This is a genomic window from Pseudomonas sp. FP2309, assembly GCF_030687575.1.
Lineage (GTDB): Bacteria > Pseudomonadota > Gammaproteobacteria > Pseudomonadales > Pseudomonadaceae > Aquipseudomonas.
On record NZ_CP117439.1, the window covers coordinates 5488448 to 5506093 of the forward strand.

General features: G+C 61.2%; 19 protein-coding genes. 13 read left to right on the top strand and 6 right to left on the bottom strand.

Annotation, left to right across the window (positions count from 1 at the left end):
• Window positions 1-21 precede the first annotated feature (21 nt).
• Window positions 22-666: an orotate phosphoribosyltransferase gene (gene pyrE, locus PSH59_RS25420; RefSeq protein WP_017526814.1), complete on the bottom strand. Its 645-nt coding sequence runs from the start codon at window positions 664-666 to the stop codon at window positions 22-24.
• Window positions 667-748: 82 nt separating this feature from the next.
• Here pyrE and PSH59_RS25425 point away from each other — a divergent pair, with 82 nt between their 5' ends.
• A complete protein-coding gene (locus tag PSH59_RS25425) occupies window positions 749-1528 on the top strand; it encodes an exodeoxyribonuclease III (RefSeq protein WP_003195493.1) in 780 nt (259 codons plus the stop codon).
• 58 nt (window positions 1529-1586) lie between these two features.
• Here PSH59_RS25425 and PSH59_RS25430 read toward each other — a convergent pair whose 3' ends face one another.
• Both PSH59_RS25430 and rph read right to left on the bottom strand, forming a co-directional pair.
• Complete coding sequence (locus PSH59_RS25430; RefSeq protein ID WP_305393937.1) at window positions 1587-1955, bottom strand: DUF4870 domain-containing protein; 369 nt, start codon at window positions 1953-1955, stop codon at window positions 1587-1589.
• A gap of 22 nt (window positions 1956-1977) precedes the next feature.
• On the bottom strand, window positions 1978-2700 hold the full coding sequence (rph, locus tag PSH59_RS25435) for a ribonuclease PH (RefSeq protein WP_003213280.1): 723 nt from the start codon (window positions 2698-2700) through the stop codon (window positions 1978-1980).
• A 216-nt stretch (window positions 2701-2916) separates the two neighbouring features.
• On the opposite strand from rph, the gene PSH59_RS25440 reads away from it, so the two are divergent.
• The 6 genes from PSH59_RS25440 to PSH59_RS25465 all read left to right on the top strand — a co-directional run bounded on the left by PSH59_RS25440 (window position 2917) and on the right by PSH59_RS25465 (window position 8213).
• Window positions 2917-3780, top strand: a complete 864-nt coding sequence (locus PSH59_RS25440; RefSeq protein WP_248081826.1) for a YicC/YloC family endoribonuclease — start codon at window positions 2917-2919, stop codon at window positions 3778-3780.
• Window positions 3781-3790: 10 nt separating this feature from the next.
• The gene (gene gmk, locus PSH59_RS25445; protein ID WP_248081827.1) at window positions 3791-4411 is read left to right on the top strand and encodes a guanylate kinase; all 621 of its coding nucleotides are present in this window, start codon (window positions 3791-3793) and stop codon (window positions 4409-4411) included.
• A gap of 167 nt (window positions 4412-4578) precedes the next feature.
• Window positions 4579-4842 (top strand): DNA-directed RNA polymerase subunit omega, encoded by a 264-nt coding sequence (gene rpoZ / locus PSH59_RS25450; RefSeq protein ID WP_003176920.1) that lies wholly within the window; start codon window positions 4579-4581, stop codon window positions 4840-4842.
• Between the two features lie 60 nt (window positions 4843-4902).
• Window positions 4903-7008, top strand: coding sequence for a bifunctional GTP diphosphokinase/guanosine-3',5'-bis pyrophosphate 3'-pyrophosphohydrolase (gene spoT, locus PSH59_RS25455; RefSeq protein WP_034116421.1), 2106 nt, complete (start codon window positions 4903-4905; stop codon window positions 7006-7008).
• A gap of 24 nt (window positions 7009-7032) precedes the next feature.
• The gene (locus tag PSH59_RS25460) at window positions 7033-7413 is read left to right on the top strand and encodes a RidA family protein (protein ID WP_305393938.1); all 381 of its coding nucleotides are present in this window, start codon (window positions 7033-7035) and stop codon (window positions 7411-7413) included.
• A 56-nt stretch (window positions 7414-7469) separates the two neighbouring features.
• Window positions 7470-8213, top strand: a complete 744-nt coding sequence (locus PSH59_RS25465; protein ID WP_248081828.1) for a hypothetical protein — start codon at window positions 7470-7472, stop codon at window positions 8211-8213.
• Between the two features lie 33 nt (window positions 8214-8246).
• Here PSH59_RS25465 and PSH59_RS25470 read toward each other — a convergent pair whose 3' ends face one another.
• Window positions 8247-9104, bottom strand: coding sequence for an SDR family oxidoreductase (locus tag PSH59_RS25470; RefSeq protein WP_305393939.1), 858 nt, complete (start codon window positions 9102-9104; stop codon window positions 8247-8249).
• Between the two features lie 189 nt (window positions 9105-9293).
• Here PSH59_RS25470 and exbB point away from each other — a divergent pair, with 189 nt between their 5' ends.
• From exbB to PSH59_RS25500, 6 genes are all read left to right on the top strand, one after another.
• A complete protein-coding gene (exbB, locus tag PSH59_RS25475; RefSeq protein WP_248081830.1) occupies window positions 9294-10262 on the top strand; it encodes a tonB-system energizer ExbB in 969 nt (322 codons plus the stop codon).
• Between the two features lie 6 nt (window positions 10263-10268).
• Window positions 10269-10694, top strand: coding sequence for a TonB system transport protein ExbD (exbD, locus tag PSH59_RS25480; protein WP_032884416.1), 426 nt, complete (start codon window positions 10269-10271; stop codon window positions 10692-10694).
• Window positions 10691-11440 carry an energy transducer TonB gene (locus PSH59_RS25485; RefSeq protein ID WP_305393940.1) on the top strand — a complete coding sequence of 250 codons (750 nt, stop codon included), beginning with the start codon at window positions 10691-10693 and terminating at the stop codon, window positions 11438-11440. The genes exbD and PSH59_RS25485 overlap by 4 nt, the downstream gene beginning before the upstream one ends.
• A 149-nt stretch (window positions 11441-11589) precedes the next feature.
• Complete coding sequence (locus PSH59_RS25490; RefSeq protein ID WP_305393941.1) at window positions 11590-12516, top strand: hydrogen peroxide-inducible genes activator; 927 nt, start codon at window positions 11590-11592, stop codon at window positions 12514-12516.
• Window positions 12517-12524: 8 nt separating this feature from the next.
• Window positions 12525-14600, top strand: a complete 2076-nt coding sequence (recG, locus tag PSH59_RS25495) for an ATP-dependent DNA helicase RecG (RefSeq protein WP_248081841.1) — start codon at window positions 12525-12527, stop codon at window positions 14598-14600.
• Between the two features lie 77 nt (window positions 14601-14677).
• Window positions 14678-16078 (top strand): aminoacyl-tRNA deacylase and HDOD domain-containing protein, encoded by a 1401-nt coding sequence (locus PSH59_RS25500; protein ID WP_248081833.1) that lies wholly within the window; start codon window positions 14678-14680, stop codon window positions 16076-16078.
• A 61-nt stretch (window positions 16079-16139) separates the two neighbouring features.
• On the opposite strand, the gene PSH59_RS25505 is transcribed toward PSH59_RS25500, so the two are convergent.
• Both PSH59_RS25505 and tagQ read right to left on the bottom strand, forming a co-directional pair.
• On the bottom strand, window positions 16140-16520 hold the full coding sequence (locus PSH59_RS25505) for a helicase (RefSeq protein ID WP_305393942.1): 381 nt from the start codon (window positions 16518-16520) through the stop codon (window positions 16140-16142).
• 124 nt (window positions 16521-16644) lie between these two features.
• The gene (tagQ, locus tag PSH59_RS25510) at window positions 16645-17568 is read right to left on the bottom strand and encodes a type VI secretion system-associated lipoprotein TagQ (protein ID WP_248081845.1); all 924 of its coding nucleotides are present in this window, start codon (window positions 17566-17568) and stop codon (window positions 16645-16647) included.
• Between the last annotated feature and the right edge of the window lie 78 nt (window positions 17569-17646).

Sequence of the window (17646 nt, forward strand, 5' to 3'; positions counted from 1 at the left end):
GGACTGCGCCGCAGCCCCAAATCAGACGCCAAACTGCTCGCGGTATGCACGTACTGCCGGCAAATGCTGCTTGAGCTGCGGGTCATCTTCCAGGAACTGTAACACCTGGTTCAACGACACGATGCTCACCACCGGAATACCAAAATCGCGTTCCACTTCCTGGATCGCCGACAACTCGCCGTTGCCGCGCTCCTGGCGGTTCAGCGCGATCAGCACACCGGCAGCTTTGGCACCCTCCTGGGAAGCGATGATCTGCATCACTTCGCGGATCGCAGTACCTGCGGTGATGACATCGTCGATGATCAGTACATCGCCAGTGAGCGGTGCGCCCACCAAGCTACCGCCTTCGCCATGCGCCTTGGCTTCCTTGCGGTTGAAACACCACGGCAGGTCCCGCCCATGATGTTCAGCCAGCGCCACTGCGGTAGCGGCGGCCAGCGGGATACCTTTGTAAGCCGGACCAAACAGCACATCGAAAGAAATACCGCTTTCGACGATGGCCGCTGCATAGAAACGACCCAACTGAGCCAGGGCCGAACCCGAGTTGAACAAGCCCGCATTGAAGAAGTAAGGGCTGGTACGCCCGGACTTGAGGGTGAACTCACCGAAGCGCAAAACCCCGCGATCGATGGCAAAACGAATGAAATCGCGTTGATACGCCTGCATGAAAAAAGCCTCAGATACCACGGATTTAGCTAATTAGGTAGACGGCGTGTATCATACACGCACGCGATTTTTGGGGCCATTTATGCGGATCATCAGTGTGAACGTTAATGGTATTCAGGCTGCAGTCGAGCGTGGTTTGCTCAGTTGGCTGCAAGCCCAGAATGCCGACGTCATCTGCCTGCAGGATACCCGCGCCTCCGCCTTTGAACTGGACGACCCAGCCTTCCAACTGGATGGCTACTTCCTTTATGCCTGCGATGCCGAAGTGCCCACCCAAGGTGGCGTGGCTTTGTATTCGCGGTTGCAACCCAAGGCGGTCATCAGCGGCCTCGGCTTCGAGACAGCCGACCGCTACGGGCGCTACCTGCAAGCCGATTTCGATAAGGTCAGCATCGCGACCTTGCTGCTTCCTTCGGGGCAGAACGGCGATGAAGATTTGAACCAGAAATTCAAGCTAATGGACGACTTCGCCCGTTACTTGGATAAACAGCGGCGCAAACGTCGTGAGTACATTTATTGTGGCTCGCTGTACGTGGCGCAACAGAAGCTGGATATCAAAAACTGGCGCGACAGCCAGCAATCACCTGGCTTCCTGGCGCCGGAACGGGCCTGGATGGACGAGATTGTCGGCAACATGGGCTATGTGGATGCCCTGCGTGAAGTCAGCCGTGAAGGCGACCAATACAGCTGGTGGCCAGACAACGAACAGGCTGAGATGCTCAACCTGGGCTGGCGTTTCGACTACCAGTTGCTGACCCCGGGCCTGCGCCGGTTTGTACGCAGCGCACGCTTGCCGCGCCAGCCGCGCTTCTCGCAGCACGCGCCGCTGATCGTGGACTACGACTGGACGCTGACCATCTAAGGTCATTATCCAGGCACAAAAAAACCGACATCGCTGTCGGTTTTTTTGTGGGTGTTCATTATTTGACCAGCCGCCAGGTCAAGGGATAGCGATAGGCGATCCCTTTGTTGGCCTTGATCGCACCAATGACCGTCAGCGCCACGCTGGCGATTACCAACGCCGTCATCAGGAAAAACCCGATTACCGCAAAAGCCAGCACGATGCAAACGATCCAGGCGATGGCCACGGTGATCTGGAAATTCAGAGCCTCCTTGCCCTGATCATCAATAAACGGGTCCACTTCTTTTTTCATCTGCCACAGGATCAACGGCCCCACGACGCTGCCGAAGGGGAATACAAACCCCAGAAACGCCGCAAGATGGCACAACATTGCCCCCTGACGCACCTCGTAGGAAGGCGTAGGTACCGGCATCTGGCTGTCATTCACGGCATTTCTCCTTAAAGTGGTTTCAGTCAGCCAACGCAGCGTTCTGCAGCTCGAAAATTTCGGTCATGCCTTTCTGCGCAAGGGCGAGCATCGCATTCAAGTCGGCCGGCTGGAATGGCGCGCCTTCGGCGGTACCCTGCACTTCGATGAAGCCACCGGTGCTGGTCATTACCACGTTCAGGTCGGTCTCGGCGGCCGAGTCTTCCAGGTAATCCAGGTCCAGCACCGGCTCGCCCTGATACATGCCAACCGATACAGCGGCGATCATCTGCTTGAGCGGGTCACCACCCTTCAGGCCACCGCGTTTCTTGATCACTTTGAGTGCGTCGACCAACGCCACCATGGCACCGGTGATGGACGCCGTGCGCGTACCGCCGTCGGCCTGGATCACATCACAGTCGACGTACAGGGTCACGTCGCCCAGCTTCGACATGTCCAGCGCTGCGCGCAGCGAGCGACCGATCAGGCGCTGGATTTCGAGGGTGCGCCCGCCTTGCTTGCCACGGCTGGCTTCACGCTGGTTACGTTCGCCGGTGGCGCGCGGCAGCATGCCGTACTCAGCGGTCAACCACCCCTGGCCTTGGCCCTTGAGGAAGCGCGGCACGCCATTTTCGACGCTGACGGTGCAGATCACCTTGGTATCGCCAAACTCGACCAGTACGGATCCCTCGGCGTGTTTGGTGTAGTTGCGGGTGATGCGGATCGAGCGGAGCTGATCGGCAGCGCGACCACTTGGACGTTTCATAGGGAATACCTGTACGGAGGACGAAAAACTGCCGAGCATTATAGAGCCGCGAGCCGATTCGGGGCACTTCTAAAAATTTGCTTACGAATGCTCAGCCGATCGCCCATTGTTTGGGCGTGCTCGCGCCACTGCGCTACAATCCTGCGCCTTCGCAGCCTGTCGGCTTCAATTTACCCATCAGCCCGTGTTTGCGGGACTGCAACGCGAGGTACCTCCATGGTGCACAGCATGACCGCCTTCGCCCGCGTCGAAAAAGCCGGCGTCCAAGGCACCCTGAGCTGGGAACTGCGCTCGGTCAACAGCCGCTACCTGGAACCGCACCTGCGTCTGCCGGAATCGTTTCGTGATCTCGAGGGCGCCGTGCGCGAGGCGCTGCGCCAGGGCATTTCCCGCGGCAAGCTGGAGTGCACCCTGCGGTTTACCGAGGAAACCACCGGCAAGCCGCTGCAGGTCGACCGCGACCGCGCCGCGCAACTGGTGGCCGCCGCCGAAACCATCGCCAGCCTGATCAAGCAACCGGCCCCGTTGAACCCGCTGGAAGTGCTGGCCTGGCCTGGCGTACTGGTGGCCGACGCCTCCGACCCGCAAGCCCTCAACGCCGAAGCCCTCGCCCTGTTCACTCAAGGCCTGAAGGAACTCAAGGCCGGCCGCGAGCGCGAAGGCGCCGAACTGGCGCGCTTGATCAACGAGCGCCTGACCTCGATCGAAGAAGACGTGGTGATCCTGCGCGAATTGGTGCCGCAGATGCTCGCCACCCAGCGCCAGAAGGTCCTCGACCGCTTCACCGACATGAAGGCCGACCTCGACCCCGTGCGCCTGGAGCAGGAAATGGTGCTGCTGGCACAGAAGAGCGACGTCGCCGAAGAGCTCGACCGCCTGAGCACCCACATTATTGAAGTGCGCCGCGTGCTCAAATCCGGTGGCGCCGCCGGTCGGCGCCTGGACTTCCTGATGCAGGAACTCAACCGCGAAGCCAATACACTGGGCTCCAAGGCTTTTGACCCGCGCAGCACCACGGCTGCGGTCAACCTCAAAGTGTTGATCGAACAGATGCGCGAACAAGTACAGAATATTGAGTAAGGCAACCTCCATGACCCATAGCACCGGTACCCTTTACATCATTTCCGCTCCCTCGGGCGCGGGCAAGAGCAGCCTGGTCAAGGCGCTGACCGACACTAACGATCAGATCCGCATTTCGGTCTCCCACACCACCCGCGCCATGCGCCCGGGTGAGGTGAACGGCGTGCACTATCACTTCGTCGAACGCACCGAGTTCGTGAAGATGATCGAACACGGTGACTTTCTGGAGCGCGCCGAAGTGTTCGGCAATCTCTACGGCACCTCGCAAAGCCATTTGCAGCAGACCCTCGACGAAGGCCACGACCTGATCCTGGAAATCGATTGGCAGGGCGCCGAGCAAGTGCGCAAGCTGATGCCTCAGGCGCGCTCGATCTTCATCCTGCCGCCGTCGCTCCACGCCTTGCACCAGCGCCTGACCAACCGTGGCCAGGACAGTGACGAAATCATCGAAGGTCGCATGCGTGAAGCCGTCAGCGAAATGAGCCACTACGTCGACTACGACTACCTGATCATCAATGACGATTTTTCCCACGCACTGGATGACCTGAAGGCGATTTTTCGCACCAATCAGCTCCAGCAAAAGCGTCAACAGCAGCGTTTCGGCAAATTACTGGCCGAACTGCTGGGTTGATTGGCTCTTCCCAAAACCGCTGCAAGGGCTTTACATTGGCGCTTGCAGCGGTTTTGCGATGGCCTGCGAAAAATCAGCGCTTCCCTAAACGCTGGTGATTTTTTAAACTGCTCAGTCCGCTCGCCCAACCGGGCAGCGCGCATCTTGCATTCGCTCCGAGGAATACCATGGCCCGCGTAACCGTTGAAGACTGCCTAGAACACGTGGATAACCGCTTTGAGCTGGTCATGCTCTCTACCAAGCGTGCCCGTCAACTGGCCACTGGCGGCAAAGAGCCCCTGGTCCAGTGGGAAAACGACAAGCCTACCGTTGTAGCCCTGCGTGAAATCGCTGAAGGCCTGATGAGCTACGAGTTCATCGCCAACGCCGAGATCGTTGAAGACGAACCGCTGTTTGCAGCGTTCGAGGACGAGTCCAACGAGGCCGTCTAAGCCTATGCCTGGTCGACGTAGCACGGCGCGGAGTCACAGCCTTCGGCAGGAGTTCACACTTTGCCGAGCATAGACGCCCTCGCCGATCGCTTATCGACCTACCTCGGCCCCGACCAGGTCAACCTGGTCCGCCGAGCGTATTTCTACGCCGAACAAGCCCACGACGGCCAACGCCGCCGTAGCGGCGAGGCGTATGTCACCCATCCTCTTGCGGTGGCAAATATTCTGGCCGACATGCACATGGACCATCAGAGCCTGATGGCCGCGATGCTGCATGACGTGATCGAAGACACCGGTATTGCCAAGGAAGCGCTCAGTGCGCAATTTGGCGAAACCGTGGCCGAACTGGTCGATGGCGTCAGCAAGCTGACCCAGATGAACTTCGAAACCAAGGCCGAGGCCCAGGCGGAAAACTTCCAGAAGATGGCCATGGCCATGGCCCGTGACATCCGGGTGATTCTGGTCAAGCTGGCCGACCGTCTGCACAACATGCGCACGCTGGAAGTGCTGTCAGGCGAAAAACGTCGGCGTATTGCCAAGGAAACCCTGGAAATCTACGCGCCCATCGCCAATCGGCTGGGCATGCACGCCATTCGTATCGAATTCGAAGACCTCGGTTTCAAGGCCATGCACCCGATGCGCTCGGCGCGCATCTACCAGGCGGTCAAACGCGCCAGGGGCAACCGCAAGGAAATCGTCAATAAGATCGAAGAGTCGCTGAGCCATTGCCTGGCAATCGACGAGATTGAAGGCGAAGTCAGCGGCCGGCAGAAGCACATCTACGGCATCTACAAGAAGATGCGCGGCAAGCGCCGGGCCTTCAACGAGATCATGGACGTATACGCGTTCCGGATCATCGTCGACAAGGTCGACACCTGCTACCGCGTGCTGGGCGCTGTGCATAATTTGTACAAACCCCTGCCGGGCCGCTTCAAGGATTACATCGCGATTCCCAAGGCCAACGGCTATCAATCGCTGCATACCACGCTGTTCGGCATGCACGGGGTGCCGATTGAGATCCAGATCCGCACTCGCGAAATGGAAGAAATGGCCAACAACGGCATCGCTGCCCATTGGCTGTACAAATCCAGCGGCGACGAGCAGCCCAAAGGCACCCACGCCCGCGCCCGCCAGTGGGTAAAAGGCGTGCTGGAAATGCAGCAACGTGCGGGCAACTCCCTGGAATTCATCGAAAGCGTGAAGATCGACCTGTTCCCGGACGAGGTCTACGTGTTCACGCCCAAGGGTCGGATCATGGAGCTGCCAAAAGGCTCCACCGCGGTCGACTTTGCCTACGCCGTGCACACAGACGTGGGCAACAGCTGCATCGCCTGCCGCATCAACCGGCGCCTGGCCCCGCTGTCGGAACCGCTGCAAAGCGGCTCCACGGTAGAGATCGTCAGCGCACCGGGCGCGCGCCCGAACCCGGCGTGGCTCAATTTCGTGGTCACCGGCAAAGCACGCACGCACATCCGTCACGCGTTGAAACTGCAACGCCGTTCCGAGTCCATCAGCCTCGGCGAACGCTTGCTGAACAAGGTGCTCAACGGCTTCGACAGCGCCCTGGACAAGATTGCGCAGGAACGCGTGCAAGCGATGCTCCATGAATATCGCCAGGAGACCATCGAAGACCTGCTCGAAGATATCGGCCTGGGCAACCGCATGGCCTATGTGGTCGCCCGCCGCCTGCTCGGCGAAGGCGAACAGCTGCCAAGCCCGGAAGGTCCGCTGGCGATTCGCGGCACCGAAGGCCTGGTGCTCAGCTACGCCAAATGCTGCACGCCGATTCCGGGCGACCCGATTGTAGGGCACCTGTCTGCCGGCAAAGGCATGGTGGTGCACCTGGATAACTGCCGCAACATCACCGAAATCCGTCACAACCCGGAAAAATGCATCCAGCTTTCCTGGGCCAAGGATGTGACCGGCGAATTCAACGTCGAGCTGCGGGTGGAGCTGGAACACCAGCGCGGCCTGATCGCCCTGCTGGCCAGCAGCGTCAACGCCGCCGACGGCAATATCGAAAAAATCAGCATGGACGAGCGCGATGGTCGCATCAGCGTGGTCCAGCTGGTGGTCAGCGTGCACGACCGCGTGCACCTGGCCCGCGTGATCAAGAAACTGCGCGCCTTGACCGGGGTCATCCGCATCACCCGTATGCGTGCTTAACCCAACGCTTATAAGGAGTCATTCATGACCAAGACCGTTATCACCAGCGACAAAGCCCCCGCCGCCATCGGTACTTATTCCCAGGCGATCAAGGCAGGCAACACTGTCTACATGTCCGGCCAGATCCCGCTGGACCCAAAGACCATGGAGCTGGTGGAAGGCTTCGAAGCGCAGACCGTACAGGTTTTCGAGAACCTTAAGTCCGTGGCCGAAGCGGCTGGCGGCTCGTTCAAAGACATCGTCAAACTGAACATCTTCCTCACCGACCTGAGCCACTTCGCCAAGGTCAACGAGATCATGGGCAAGTACTTCGAACAGCCTTACCCAGCCCGTGCCGCCATCGGCGTTGCAGCCCTGCCAAAGGGCGCACAGGTTGAGATGGACGCGATTCTGGTCACCGAGTAAAAACCCGGCGCAGCCTCCAACAGGCTGCGCCGACTTCGTTTTAAAAGGATTTCATGATGCGCAAAGCGCTTGTAGCCACTTCGTTGCTCGCCCTGATGCTCGGCGGCTGCGCCAGCAACCCCGCCGACCTGGATGTGAGCGGCACCTGGATCAACCAGGTCGCCATCGATGCGGCAGCCAAGGGCGGCCCTTTGCGTGAAGCGCTGCAGAGCTATGGTCCAAACCTTGAGTGGGAGGTGAATACCAAGGCCTCCCAGGCGCGCTATTACAACGGCTTTGAAGTCGCGGAAGGCAAGTTGCTCGGTGAAAAATCCGGCGCCTGGAGCGTGGACTTCTACGGCAGCTCGGCCACCGAACTCAAGCGCAAAGGCAAACAACTGTTGCAAGTGGCCAACGATAACGAGCCTGAACAGCTGTTTGCCCGCGCGAAAGAGCCCGCACCGGAGGGCGCACCGCTGGGTGCCAACTTCGAGCGTGCGCTCTACGCAGCCTATATGGGCGGCGACTGGAAGATCAGCGACGGTTTCGGCAGCGGCGCCATCGTACAGTTCCAGGCAAACGGCAAAGTCGCCGGTCTGCCCAATGTTGATCGGTACTCGTTGTGCCTGGCGGGCGACTGCGCCTCCATGAGCGGCGGCTACGACAGTATCTGGCTGCAACTCAATGGCCAGGGCAACCCCTGGATCTTCATACGCAAAGGCAAGCAGCTGGAAATTTTCCAGGCGATCAATACCGCGCAGACCGACGAAGTGCCTTCGTTTACCCCTGGCCCGCGTCAGTGGCTGCTGGAAAAACAGTAAATAAAAAGGAGCCCTCACAGGCTCCTTTTTGCTTTAGCACCTTCCTTCAAGAATCGCAGCATACCCTTCGCGATAGGTCGGATACTTGGGCGTCCACCCGAGCGCCTTGATCCTGGCATTGCTGCATTGCTTGCTACCCGCCCGCCGCACACTGGCGTCCTCGGACCACTCTGTGACGCCCAAGTAGTCACGTAACCAGGCCACCACTTCAGCCAACGGCGCCGGCGCATCATCGACACCGATATAGACCTTGTCCAGCGACCCACCCTGCTCCACATGACGCAGCAAAAACGCCAACAACCCCGCCGCGTCATCGGCGTGGATGCGGTTGCCATATAAAGGTGGATCAAGCGCCACCCGGTAACCCTTGCGCACCTGCGTAAGCAGCCATTCGCGACCTGGGCCGTAAATACCGGTCAAGCGCACGATACTGGCGGGGATGCCACTGTTGAGTGCGACCTGCTCGGCTTCCAACATGACCTGCCCGGAATAGCCCTTGGCCTGGGTTTCTGAGGTCTCGTCGACCCACTCGCCGTTCTGCTGCCCGAACACGCTGCTGCTGGATACAAACAGCAGGTGCTCGGGCTCCTGACCGTAATCCTTCAACCACTCCAACACATGCTGCAAACCTTGAACGTAGGCGGCGCGATAGCCTGCCTCATCGTGATCGGTGGCGGCGGCGCAATACACCAGGTAATCCACCCCGCCGATCGGCCAGGTCTCGGGACAATCCTTGTTGAACAGGTCGCCGGCAATACCAATGACGCCTTCGGGCAGGCGCGAAATATCGCGGCGCAGGCCATGAACCTCCCATCCCGAGGCCAGCAATTGGCTAGCCAGCCGACTACCCACATCGCCGCATCCGGCAATCACCACAGAAGGCACAGACATCACAAAACTCCATTCTCAAAGGTCTAGGTTAGCCCTCACAGCAGACCGTCGGCCAGAAAAAGGGCAAATAAAGTTACTGTATTACTTTTGTTAACAAGAATTACTTGCAATAATGACCGCCCATTTGTCCTCGGCCGTTTAAGGTCTGGTAGGACGATCACTCATTTTTTCTTCTCAGGTCCGGCCAGCATGACACGTAATACAACCCCCGCTTCGCCAACCAAGCTTCACAGCCCATCCCGCGCCTGGCGTGCGATTGCTGCGATGCTGTTCAGCGTACTGCTGGCGCCGACCGCCGCATTCGCTGATGCCACCGCCCCGGCTACCCCAGCGGCCGCCGAGCAAAATGCAGCCACACCGGCCGCGCCCGTCGCCGCGCCGGTCGCAACTGACCCCGCTGCAGCCGCCGCCGATGAAACCGGCGTGGTATTGGAAGAAGACAACACCCTGGGCATGGCCCATGACCTGTCTCCGTGGGGCATGTACCAAAACGCTGACGTGGTGGTAAAAGCCGTAATGATCGGCCTGGCCATCGCCTCGATCATCACCTGGACCATCTGGATCGCCAAGGGCTTCGAGCTGCTGGGCGCCAAGCGTCGTCTGCGTGCTGAAATCGTTCACCTGAAAAAGGCCACCACCCTCAAGGAAGCGAGCGAAACCGCAACCAGGAAGGGCACCCTGGCCAATCTGCTGGTGCATGACGCCCTGGAAGAAATGCGCCTGTCTGCCAACACCCGCGAAAAAGAAGGCATCAAGGAGCGTGTCAGCTTCCGCCTCGAGCGCCTTGTGGCGGCCTGCGGCCGTAACATGAGCAGCGGCACCGGCGTGCTGGCGACCATCGGTTCCACCGCACCGTTTGTCGGTCTGTTCGGTACCGTGTGGGGCATCATGAACAGCTTTATCGGCATCGCCAAAACCCAGACCACCAACCTCGCCGTCGTTGCCCCAGGCATCGCCGAAGCCCTGCTGGCCACCGCCCTGGGCCTGGTTGCTGCGATCCCTGCGGTCGTGATCTACAACGTCTTCGCCCGCTCGATTGCCGGCTACAAAGCCCAGGTATCCGACGCGTCGGCAGAAGTCCTGCTGCTGGTCAGCCGCGACCTCGATCACCTGCCTTCCGAGCGCAGCTCGCAACCGCACATGGTGAAAGTGGGGTAATCGGCCATGGGCCTGCATTTGAATCAAGGCGACGACGAACTCGTCGAGAACCACGAAATCAACGTCACCCCGTTTATCGATGTGATGCTGGTACTGCTGATCATCTTCATGGTGGCGGCACCGCTGGCGACCGTGGACATTAAGGTCGACCTGCCCGCGTCCAGCGCCAAACCGGCGCCGCGACCCGAGAAGCCGGTGTTCCTCAGCGTCAAGGCGGACCAACGTCTGTTCCTGGGCGAAGAAGAAGTCAAAGCTGAAACTCTGGGGCAGGTGCTCGACGCCAAGACCCAGGGCAAGAAAGACACGACGATCTTCTTCCAGGCCGACAAGGGCGTGGACTACGGCGACCTGATGAGCGTGATGGATGCCCTGCGGGCAGCCGGCTACCTCAAGGTAGGCCTGGTCGGACTTGAGACGGCAGCCAAGAAATGATCACGACGCGCCACAAACTGACGCGTTATGGCACCAGCCTCGCCGTCGTGCTGGGCGTGCATGCCGTCGCGATCGCCATCGCGCTCCATTGGTCAGCCCCACGCACGGTGCAGTTGCCGCCGGCCGCCATGGTCATTGACCTGGCGCCGATGCCAGCGCCACCGCCGCCGGCACCGCCGAAAGTGGTGACGCCGCCGCAACCGCCTGCTCCGGTGGAAGAGTTGCCTTTGCCAAAACTGGCCGAGGCACCCAAGCCAACGATCCAGGTGCCCAAGCCGGTCAAGCCCAAGCCCAAACCTCAGCCGCCAAAGCCGGTGGAGAAAAAGATCGAGCCGCCCAAGGAGAAACCCTCCGAGGAGCCACCGAGCGATGCGCCGCCGACCAAGGCACCGGCTGAAAAATCCGCCCAGCCGGCTCTAGGCCCGTCGCCGCAGCAGATCGCGGCCAAAGCGTCCTGGGAAGGCACCCTGCTGGCGCACTTGCAGAAGTACAAGAAGTACCCGCCAGGCGCCCAGGCCCGTGGCAAAGAGGGACTGAACCGCTTGCGCTTCGTGGTCGATGCAGAAGGCAATGTGCTTTCCTACGAGCTGGTGGGACGTTCCGGCAATGCCGACCTGGACCGTGCCACCCTGGACATGATCCGTCGTGCCCAGCCGTTGCCCAAGCCACCGGCCGACATGGTGAAAAGTGGCAGTATCGAGATCGTTGCACCGTTCGTGTACAACATCGAGAAGCGTCGCCGCTAAACTGAGGGGAGCGGGAAAGCCCGCTCCCACAGTTGATTTCAACCCCGCAAAAATTCACATTCCCCGCTCAATCCCCAACAAAGTTCTGATAACGTGCGTCTATCGATTGCAGCCGGTATGCTTGGCCCGCAACCTCATGGACGCCCGCTATGACTCTTACAGAATTACGCTACATCGTTACCCTCGCCCAAGAGCAACACTTCGGCCATGCGGCCGAGCGTTGCCACGTCAGCCAACCGACCCTCTCGGTGGGCGTGAAAAAGCTTGAAGACGAACTCGGTGTGCTGATTTTCGAGCGCAGCAAGAGCGCCGTGCGCCTCACCCCGGTAGGCGAAGGCATCGTGGCCCAGGCCCAAAAAGTCCTGGAACAGGCGCAGAGCATTCGCGAGCTGGCCCAGGCCGGCAAGAACCAACTGACCGCCCCGCTGAAAGTCGGCGCCATCTACACCGTCGGCCCTTACCTGTTCCCGCACCTGATCCCGCAACTGCACCGCGTCGCGCCGCAGATGCCGCTGTATATCGAAGAAAACTTCACCCACGTGCTGCGCGACAAACTGCGCAATGGCGAGCTGGACGCGATCATCATCGCCCTGCCGTTCAACGAGGCGGACGTACTCACCCTGCAGCTCTACGATGAGCCGTTCCAGGTGCTGATGCCGGCCTCTCACCCGTGGACGCAAAAAACCACCATCGACGCCGGCCTGCTCAATGACAAGAGCCTGCTGCTGCTGGGCGAAGGCCACTGCTTCCGCGACCAGGTGCTGGAAGCCTGCCCGACGCTGACCAAGGGCAACGACGGCGCCAAACACACCACCGTGGAATCCAGTTCCCTGGAAACCATTCGCCATATGGTCGCCTCTGGCCTGGGCATCTCGATCCTGCCGCTGTCGGCAGTGGACAGCCATCACTACGCCCCCGGCGTGATCGAAGTGCGCCCCCTCACACCGCCAGTGCCGTTCCGCACCGTGGCGATCGCCTGGCGCGCCAGCTTCCCTCGGCCCAAGGCAATTGAGATCCTCGCCGACTCGATCCGCCTGTGCTCGGTGGCCAAGCCGCCGGCTGCTGCCGCGAGCTGATCAACCGTATGAGCGAGCTGTCGCAGGTGTCGGTCACGGCCCTCAAGGGTGTCGGTGAAGCCATGGCCGAGAAACTGGCCAAGGTCGGCCTGGAAAATCTTCAGGACGTGCTCTTCCATCTGCCCCTGCGTTATCAGGACCGCACCCGCGTGGTGCCCATCGGCCAGTTGCGGCCTGGGCAGGACGCGGTGGTCGAAGGCACCGTCAGCGGTGCCGACGTAGTAATGGGCAAGCGCCGCAGCCTGGTGGTGCGCCTGCAGGACGGCACCGGCGGGCTGAGCCTGCGCTTCTACCACTTCAGCAACGCGCAAAAGGATGGCCTAAAGCGCGGCACCCGCGTGCGCTGCTATGGCGAAGCACGCCCAGGTGCATCCGGCCTGGAAATCTACCACCCCGAATACCGGGCAATCACCGGTGACGAACCGCCGCCGGTGGACACCACCCTCACGCCCATCTACCCGCTCACCGAAGGCCTGACCCAGCAACGTCTGCGCCAGTTGTGCATGCAGACCCTGAGCCTGCTCGGCCCAAAAAGCCTGCCCGACTGGCTGCCGCTGGAACTGGCCCGCGACTACCAACTGGCGCCGCTGGACGATGCGATCCGCTACCTGCACAACCCGCCAGCCGACGCCGATGTCGACGAACTGGCCCTGGGTCATCATTGGGCCCAGCACCGCCTGGCGTTCGAAGAACTGCTGACCCATCAACTGTCCCAGCAACGCCTGCGCGAAAGCATGCGTTCCCTGCGCGCACCGGCGATGCCCAAAGCCACGCGCCTGCCGGCGCAGTACCTGGCCAACCTCGGCTTTGCCCCTACCGGCGCCCAGCAGCGCGTGGGCAACGAAATCGCCTATGACCTCAGCCAGCAGGAGCCGATGCTGCGACTGATCCAGGGTGACGTGGGCGCGGGCAAAACCGTAGTCGCCGCCCTCGCCGCCCTGCAGGCCCTGGAAGCCGGTTACCAAGTGGCGCTGATGGCGCCCACCGAGATCCTTGCCGAACAGCACTTCATCACCTTCAAACGCTGGCTCGAGCCCCTGGGCCTGGAAGTGGCGTGGCTGGCCGGCAAGCTCAAGGGCAAGACCCGTGCAGCGGCGCTGGAACAGATCGCCGCTGGCGCACCGATGGTGGTGGGCACCCACGCCTTGTTCCAGGACGAGGTGCAGTTCAAGAACTTGGCCCTGGTGATCATCGACGAACAGCACCGCTTCGGCGTGCAACAGCGCCTGGCGCTGCGCCAGAAAGGCGTCGGCGGGCGCATGAACCCGCACCAGTTGATCATGACCGCCACGCCGATCCCGCGCACCCTGGCCATGAGCGCCTACGCCGACCTCGACACCTCGATCCTCGACGAACTGCCGCCCGGTCGTACGCCCGTCAACACCGTGCTGGTCACCGACACCCGGCGCGTGGAAGTCATCGAGCGGGTACGCGGGGCCTGCGCCGAGGGGCGACAGGCCTACTGGGTGTGCACCCTGATCGAAGAGTCCGAAGAGCTGACCTGCCAGGCCGCCGAAACCACCTTTGAGGACCTCACCAGTGCCCTGGGCGAACTCAAGGTCGGGCTGATCCACGGGCGCATGAAGCCCGCCGAAAAAGCCGCGGTGATGGCCGAATTCAAGGCCGGCAACCTGCAACTGCTGGTGGCCACCACGGTGATTGAAGTCGGCGTGGACGTGCCCAACGCCAGCCTGATGATCATCGAGAACCCCGAGCGCCTGGGACTGGCGCAACTGCACCAATTGCGCGGCCGCGTGGGTCGGGGCAGCGCCGCCAGCCACTGCGTGTTGCTTTATCACCCGCCGCTGTCGCAGATCGGCCGCCAGCGCCTGGGCATCATGCGCGAGACCAACGACGGTTTTGTCATCGCCGAAAAAGACCTCGAACTGCGCGGCCCCGGTGAAATGCTCGGCACCCGCCAGACCGGTCTGTTGCAATTCAAGGTCGCCGACCTGATGCGCGACGCCGACCTGCTGCCGGCCGTGCGCGACGCGGCCCAGGCCTTGCTGGAGCGCTGGCCGGATCACGTGAGCCCGCTGCTGGATCGCTGGCTGCGCCATGGGCAGCAATACGGCCAAGTGTGACGTCGAACTCACTTAAGCGACCTACACCTGTACCAAGCTGGTTATACTTCGGTGACTGTACGAATTTGGATCAGGCCATGTCAGAAGTCGCCCTCGCCACAGCCCCGCTGACCGCACCGCCGGTCATTCGGACCCTGCTCGCCAAGCTAGCCATCAGCTACACGGAAGTGGTCGAACAACCTGGCCTGAATCCTGCGCGAAAGGTCCAGGCCGTGTTGCTGGAAGATGCGGTGGGGGCACTCATGGTGCTGTTTCCTCAGAACCAGTTACTGGACCTCAACCGCCTCGCCGAACTTACCGGCCGCCGCCTCACCTCCGTATCGCCCGACCGTATCGAGCGCATGCTGGCCAAGCACGACCTGAGCCTGCTGCCGGGCCTGCCGGCACTCACCAGTTCGCCATGCCTGTATGAAGGCAGCCTGCTCAACGAGCCGAGTCTGCTGGTGCATTCGGGCGAAGCCGGGTTGTTGCTGGAAATCTCCAGCGATGCCTTCAAGACCATGCTCACCAAGGCCAGTGCCGCGCAGTTTGGCGAGCCGCTGAGTAACATTCGTCCCAACCTCGACCGCCCCAACGATGACCGCGAGGAAATCACCCAGGCGATGCAGGCGTTCACCGCCCGTCGTATCCAGCAGCGCCTGGAAGCGACGATCGAGATCCCACCTCTGGCCGACACCGCGCAGAAGATCATCAAGCTGCGGGTCGACCCCAATGCGACCATCGACGACATCACCGGCGTAGTCGAAACCGACCCAGCCCTGGCAGCGCAAGTGGTGAGTTGGGCGGCATCGCCGTACTACGCGTCACCGGGCAAAATCCGCTCGGTCGAAGACGCCATCGTGCGTGTGCTGGGCTTTGATCTGGTGATCAACCTGGCGCTGGGCCTTGCCCTGGGCAAGACCTTGAGCCTGCCCAAGGACCACCCGCACCAGGCCACGCCGTACTGGCATCAGTCGATCTACACGGCGGCCGTAATCGAAGGCCTGACCCGTGCCATGCCCCGTGCCCAGCGTCCGGAAGCCGGCCTGACCTACCTGGCCGGCCTGCTGCACAACTTCGGCTACCTGCTGCTGGCCCACGTGTTCCCTCCGCACTTTTCATTGATCTGCCGCCACCTGGAGGTCAACCCGCACCTGTGCCATAGCTACGTGGAACAGCACCTGCTGGGGATCAGCCGCGAACAGATCGGTGCCTGGCTGATGCGCTACTGGGACATGCCGGACGAACTGTCCACTGCCCTGCGCTTCCAGCACGACCCTACCTACGACGGCCAATACGCCGAATACCCGAATCTGGTGTGCCTGGCCGTGCGCCTGCTGCGCAGCCGCGGTATCGGCTCCGGGCCGGATGAAGCGATTCCGGACGTACTGCTGGAGCGCCTGGGCTTGAGCCGTGAAAAGGCCGAAGAAGTGGTAGGCAAGGTACTCGACGCCGAAGTGCTGTTGCGTGAACTGGCGTCGCAGTTCACCCAACCCTGACACACTGCCGGGGCTAGCTGGGCTTGTGGTAAGCGGGCATGCCCCATCGCCTGGCTCTCTGTCAGGCCGGCTTGTTTTTCTTCGGCTTCAAATACTTGGTCAACCCCTGAAACCAGATCACCAGCGCCGGGTTGCCCTTGATCTGGATCGACTTGTCCTGAATCCCCGTCATGAACGCCAGTTGCTTGTTCTTCGCCTGCATCGTGGCGAAGCCGTAGGCCGCATCCTTGAATGCAATCGCGAACGCCGGCGCCGGGTGAACCCCGGAGCGACTGGTGATGCGCTGGTTTTTGACGATGAAGTGACGGGCGACCTTGCCGTCGAGGGTCTGCAACTGGAACGCCAGGTCTTTATCACCCAACTGTTGCTGGAAGGCAGGATTGGTGCGGCTGGCTTTGCCCATCATCAGGCCCAGCACCCACAGGAGAAGACGAAATTTCATGCACACGGCCTCGGTGTAATTATTAAGTGGCCGCAGCAGTGTAACGATTTGCAGGCAGAACGCCACCGACCTCGCGCTTTAGCAGGAGATCGGCAGGCGTTTAACGCTTATAGCAACATGTTACTTAAACGTTAGGGCAAGGTACCGGTGCCCAGTCGGCCAGGTTTGGATCGCGGCAGGTGCCTTCGATCTGTGCCTTGCCGGCGCTGGCGACCTGCTTGCTTTCAGCTTGCTTGGCCTGCACGGTCTGGATGCTCTTCTCGGTGGTGACCGCCTCTTTCGGCACGGTCGGCAGTACTGGCTTTTTCGCCGGTTTCACGGCTTTTTTGCCTTTGGTCGGTGCCACGACCGGTGCGGTGTCGGCGGTGGCCACGGTGACCACATCGTTACGCTGCACGCCGACTTGTTGCAGGTCTTTCTCGTAGGCCTGGGTGTAGTTGTTCAGGTCTTCGCTGGCTTTACCGTTGACCGCAACGATCAGGTCGTTGGATTCCTTCAGGCCCGAGACGATTTCCGCCAGGCGCTTGCGGCCTTCGGTGTCGTTGACGGTCTTGGCTTTGCGGTCGGCGACCAGCTTGGTGAAGGCGCTCTGGTAGCACTGCTGCGACGCCTTGGCGTAGGCGGTGCTGCGGTCGATGTCGGACGCGCTTTTGTTGAAGTCCGCGGAGTACGACGCAATGCGCTGGTTGTCATCGCTGATCTGCTTCTGACGCTCGGTGTAGTAACCCGCCGCGCCGCCGGCCAATGCACCACCGGCCGCGCCGATCGCGGCATTACGGCCACGCTTTTCGGAGTCGCCGGTCAGGGCGCCCAGCAGGGCACCGCCGGCCGCACCGATGGCAGCGCCGGTCACGACCGACTTGGTCATGTCTGAATCGGTGGCGCGCAGGTGCTGCACCGGCTCGTAGCAGTTGGGGTAGTACTCGACTTTGGTGCTGGATGCGACCTTGGAGGCCGGCGATGTGGCGCAACCTGTCAACACGGTGCTGAAGCCGGCGGCAATCAGCAGCAGATGACGCTTGGAAACCGCCTTACGGGAAAAAAGCATAAGTTGTGTTCTCTTTTAAGTTTGACTTGCCCAGCACGGCAACCGCCGCCTGAGTCCCTTCCAAGCTCGCTGCAACCA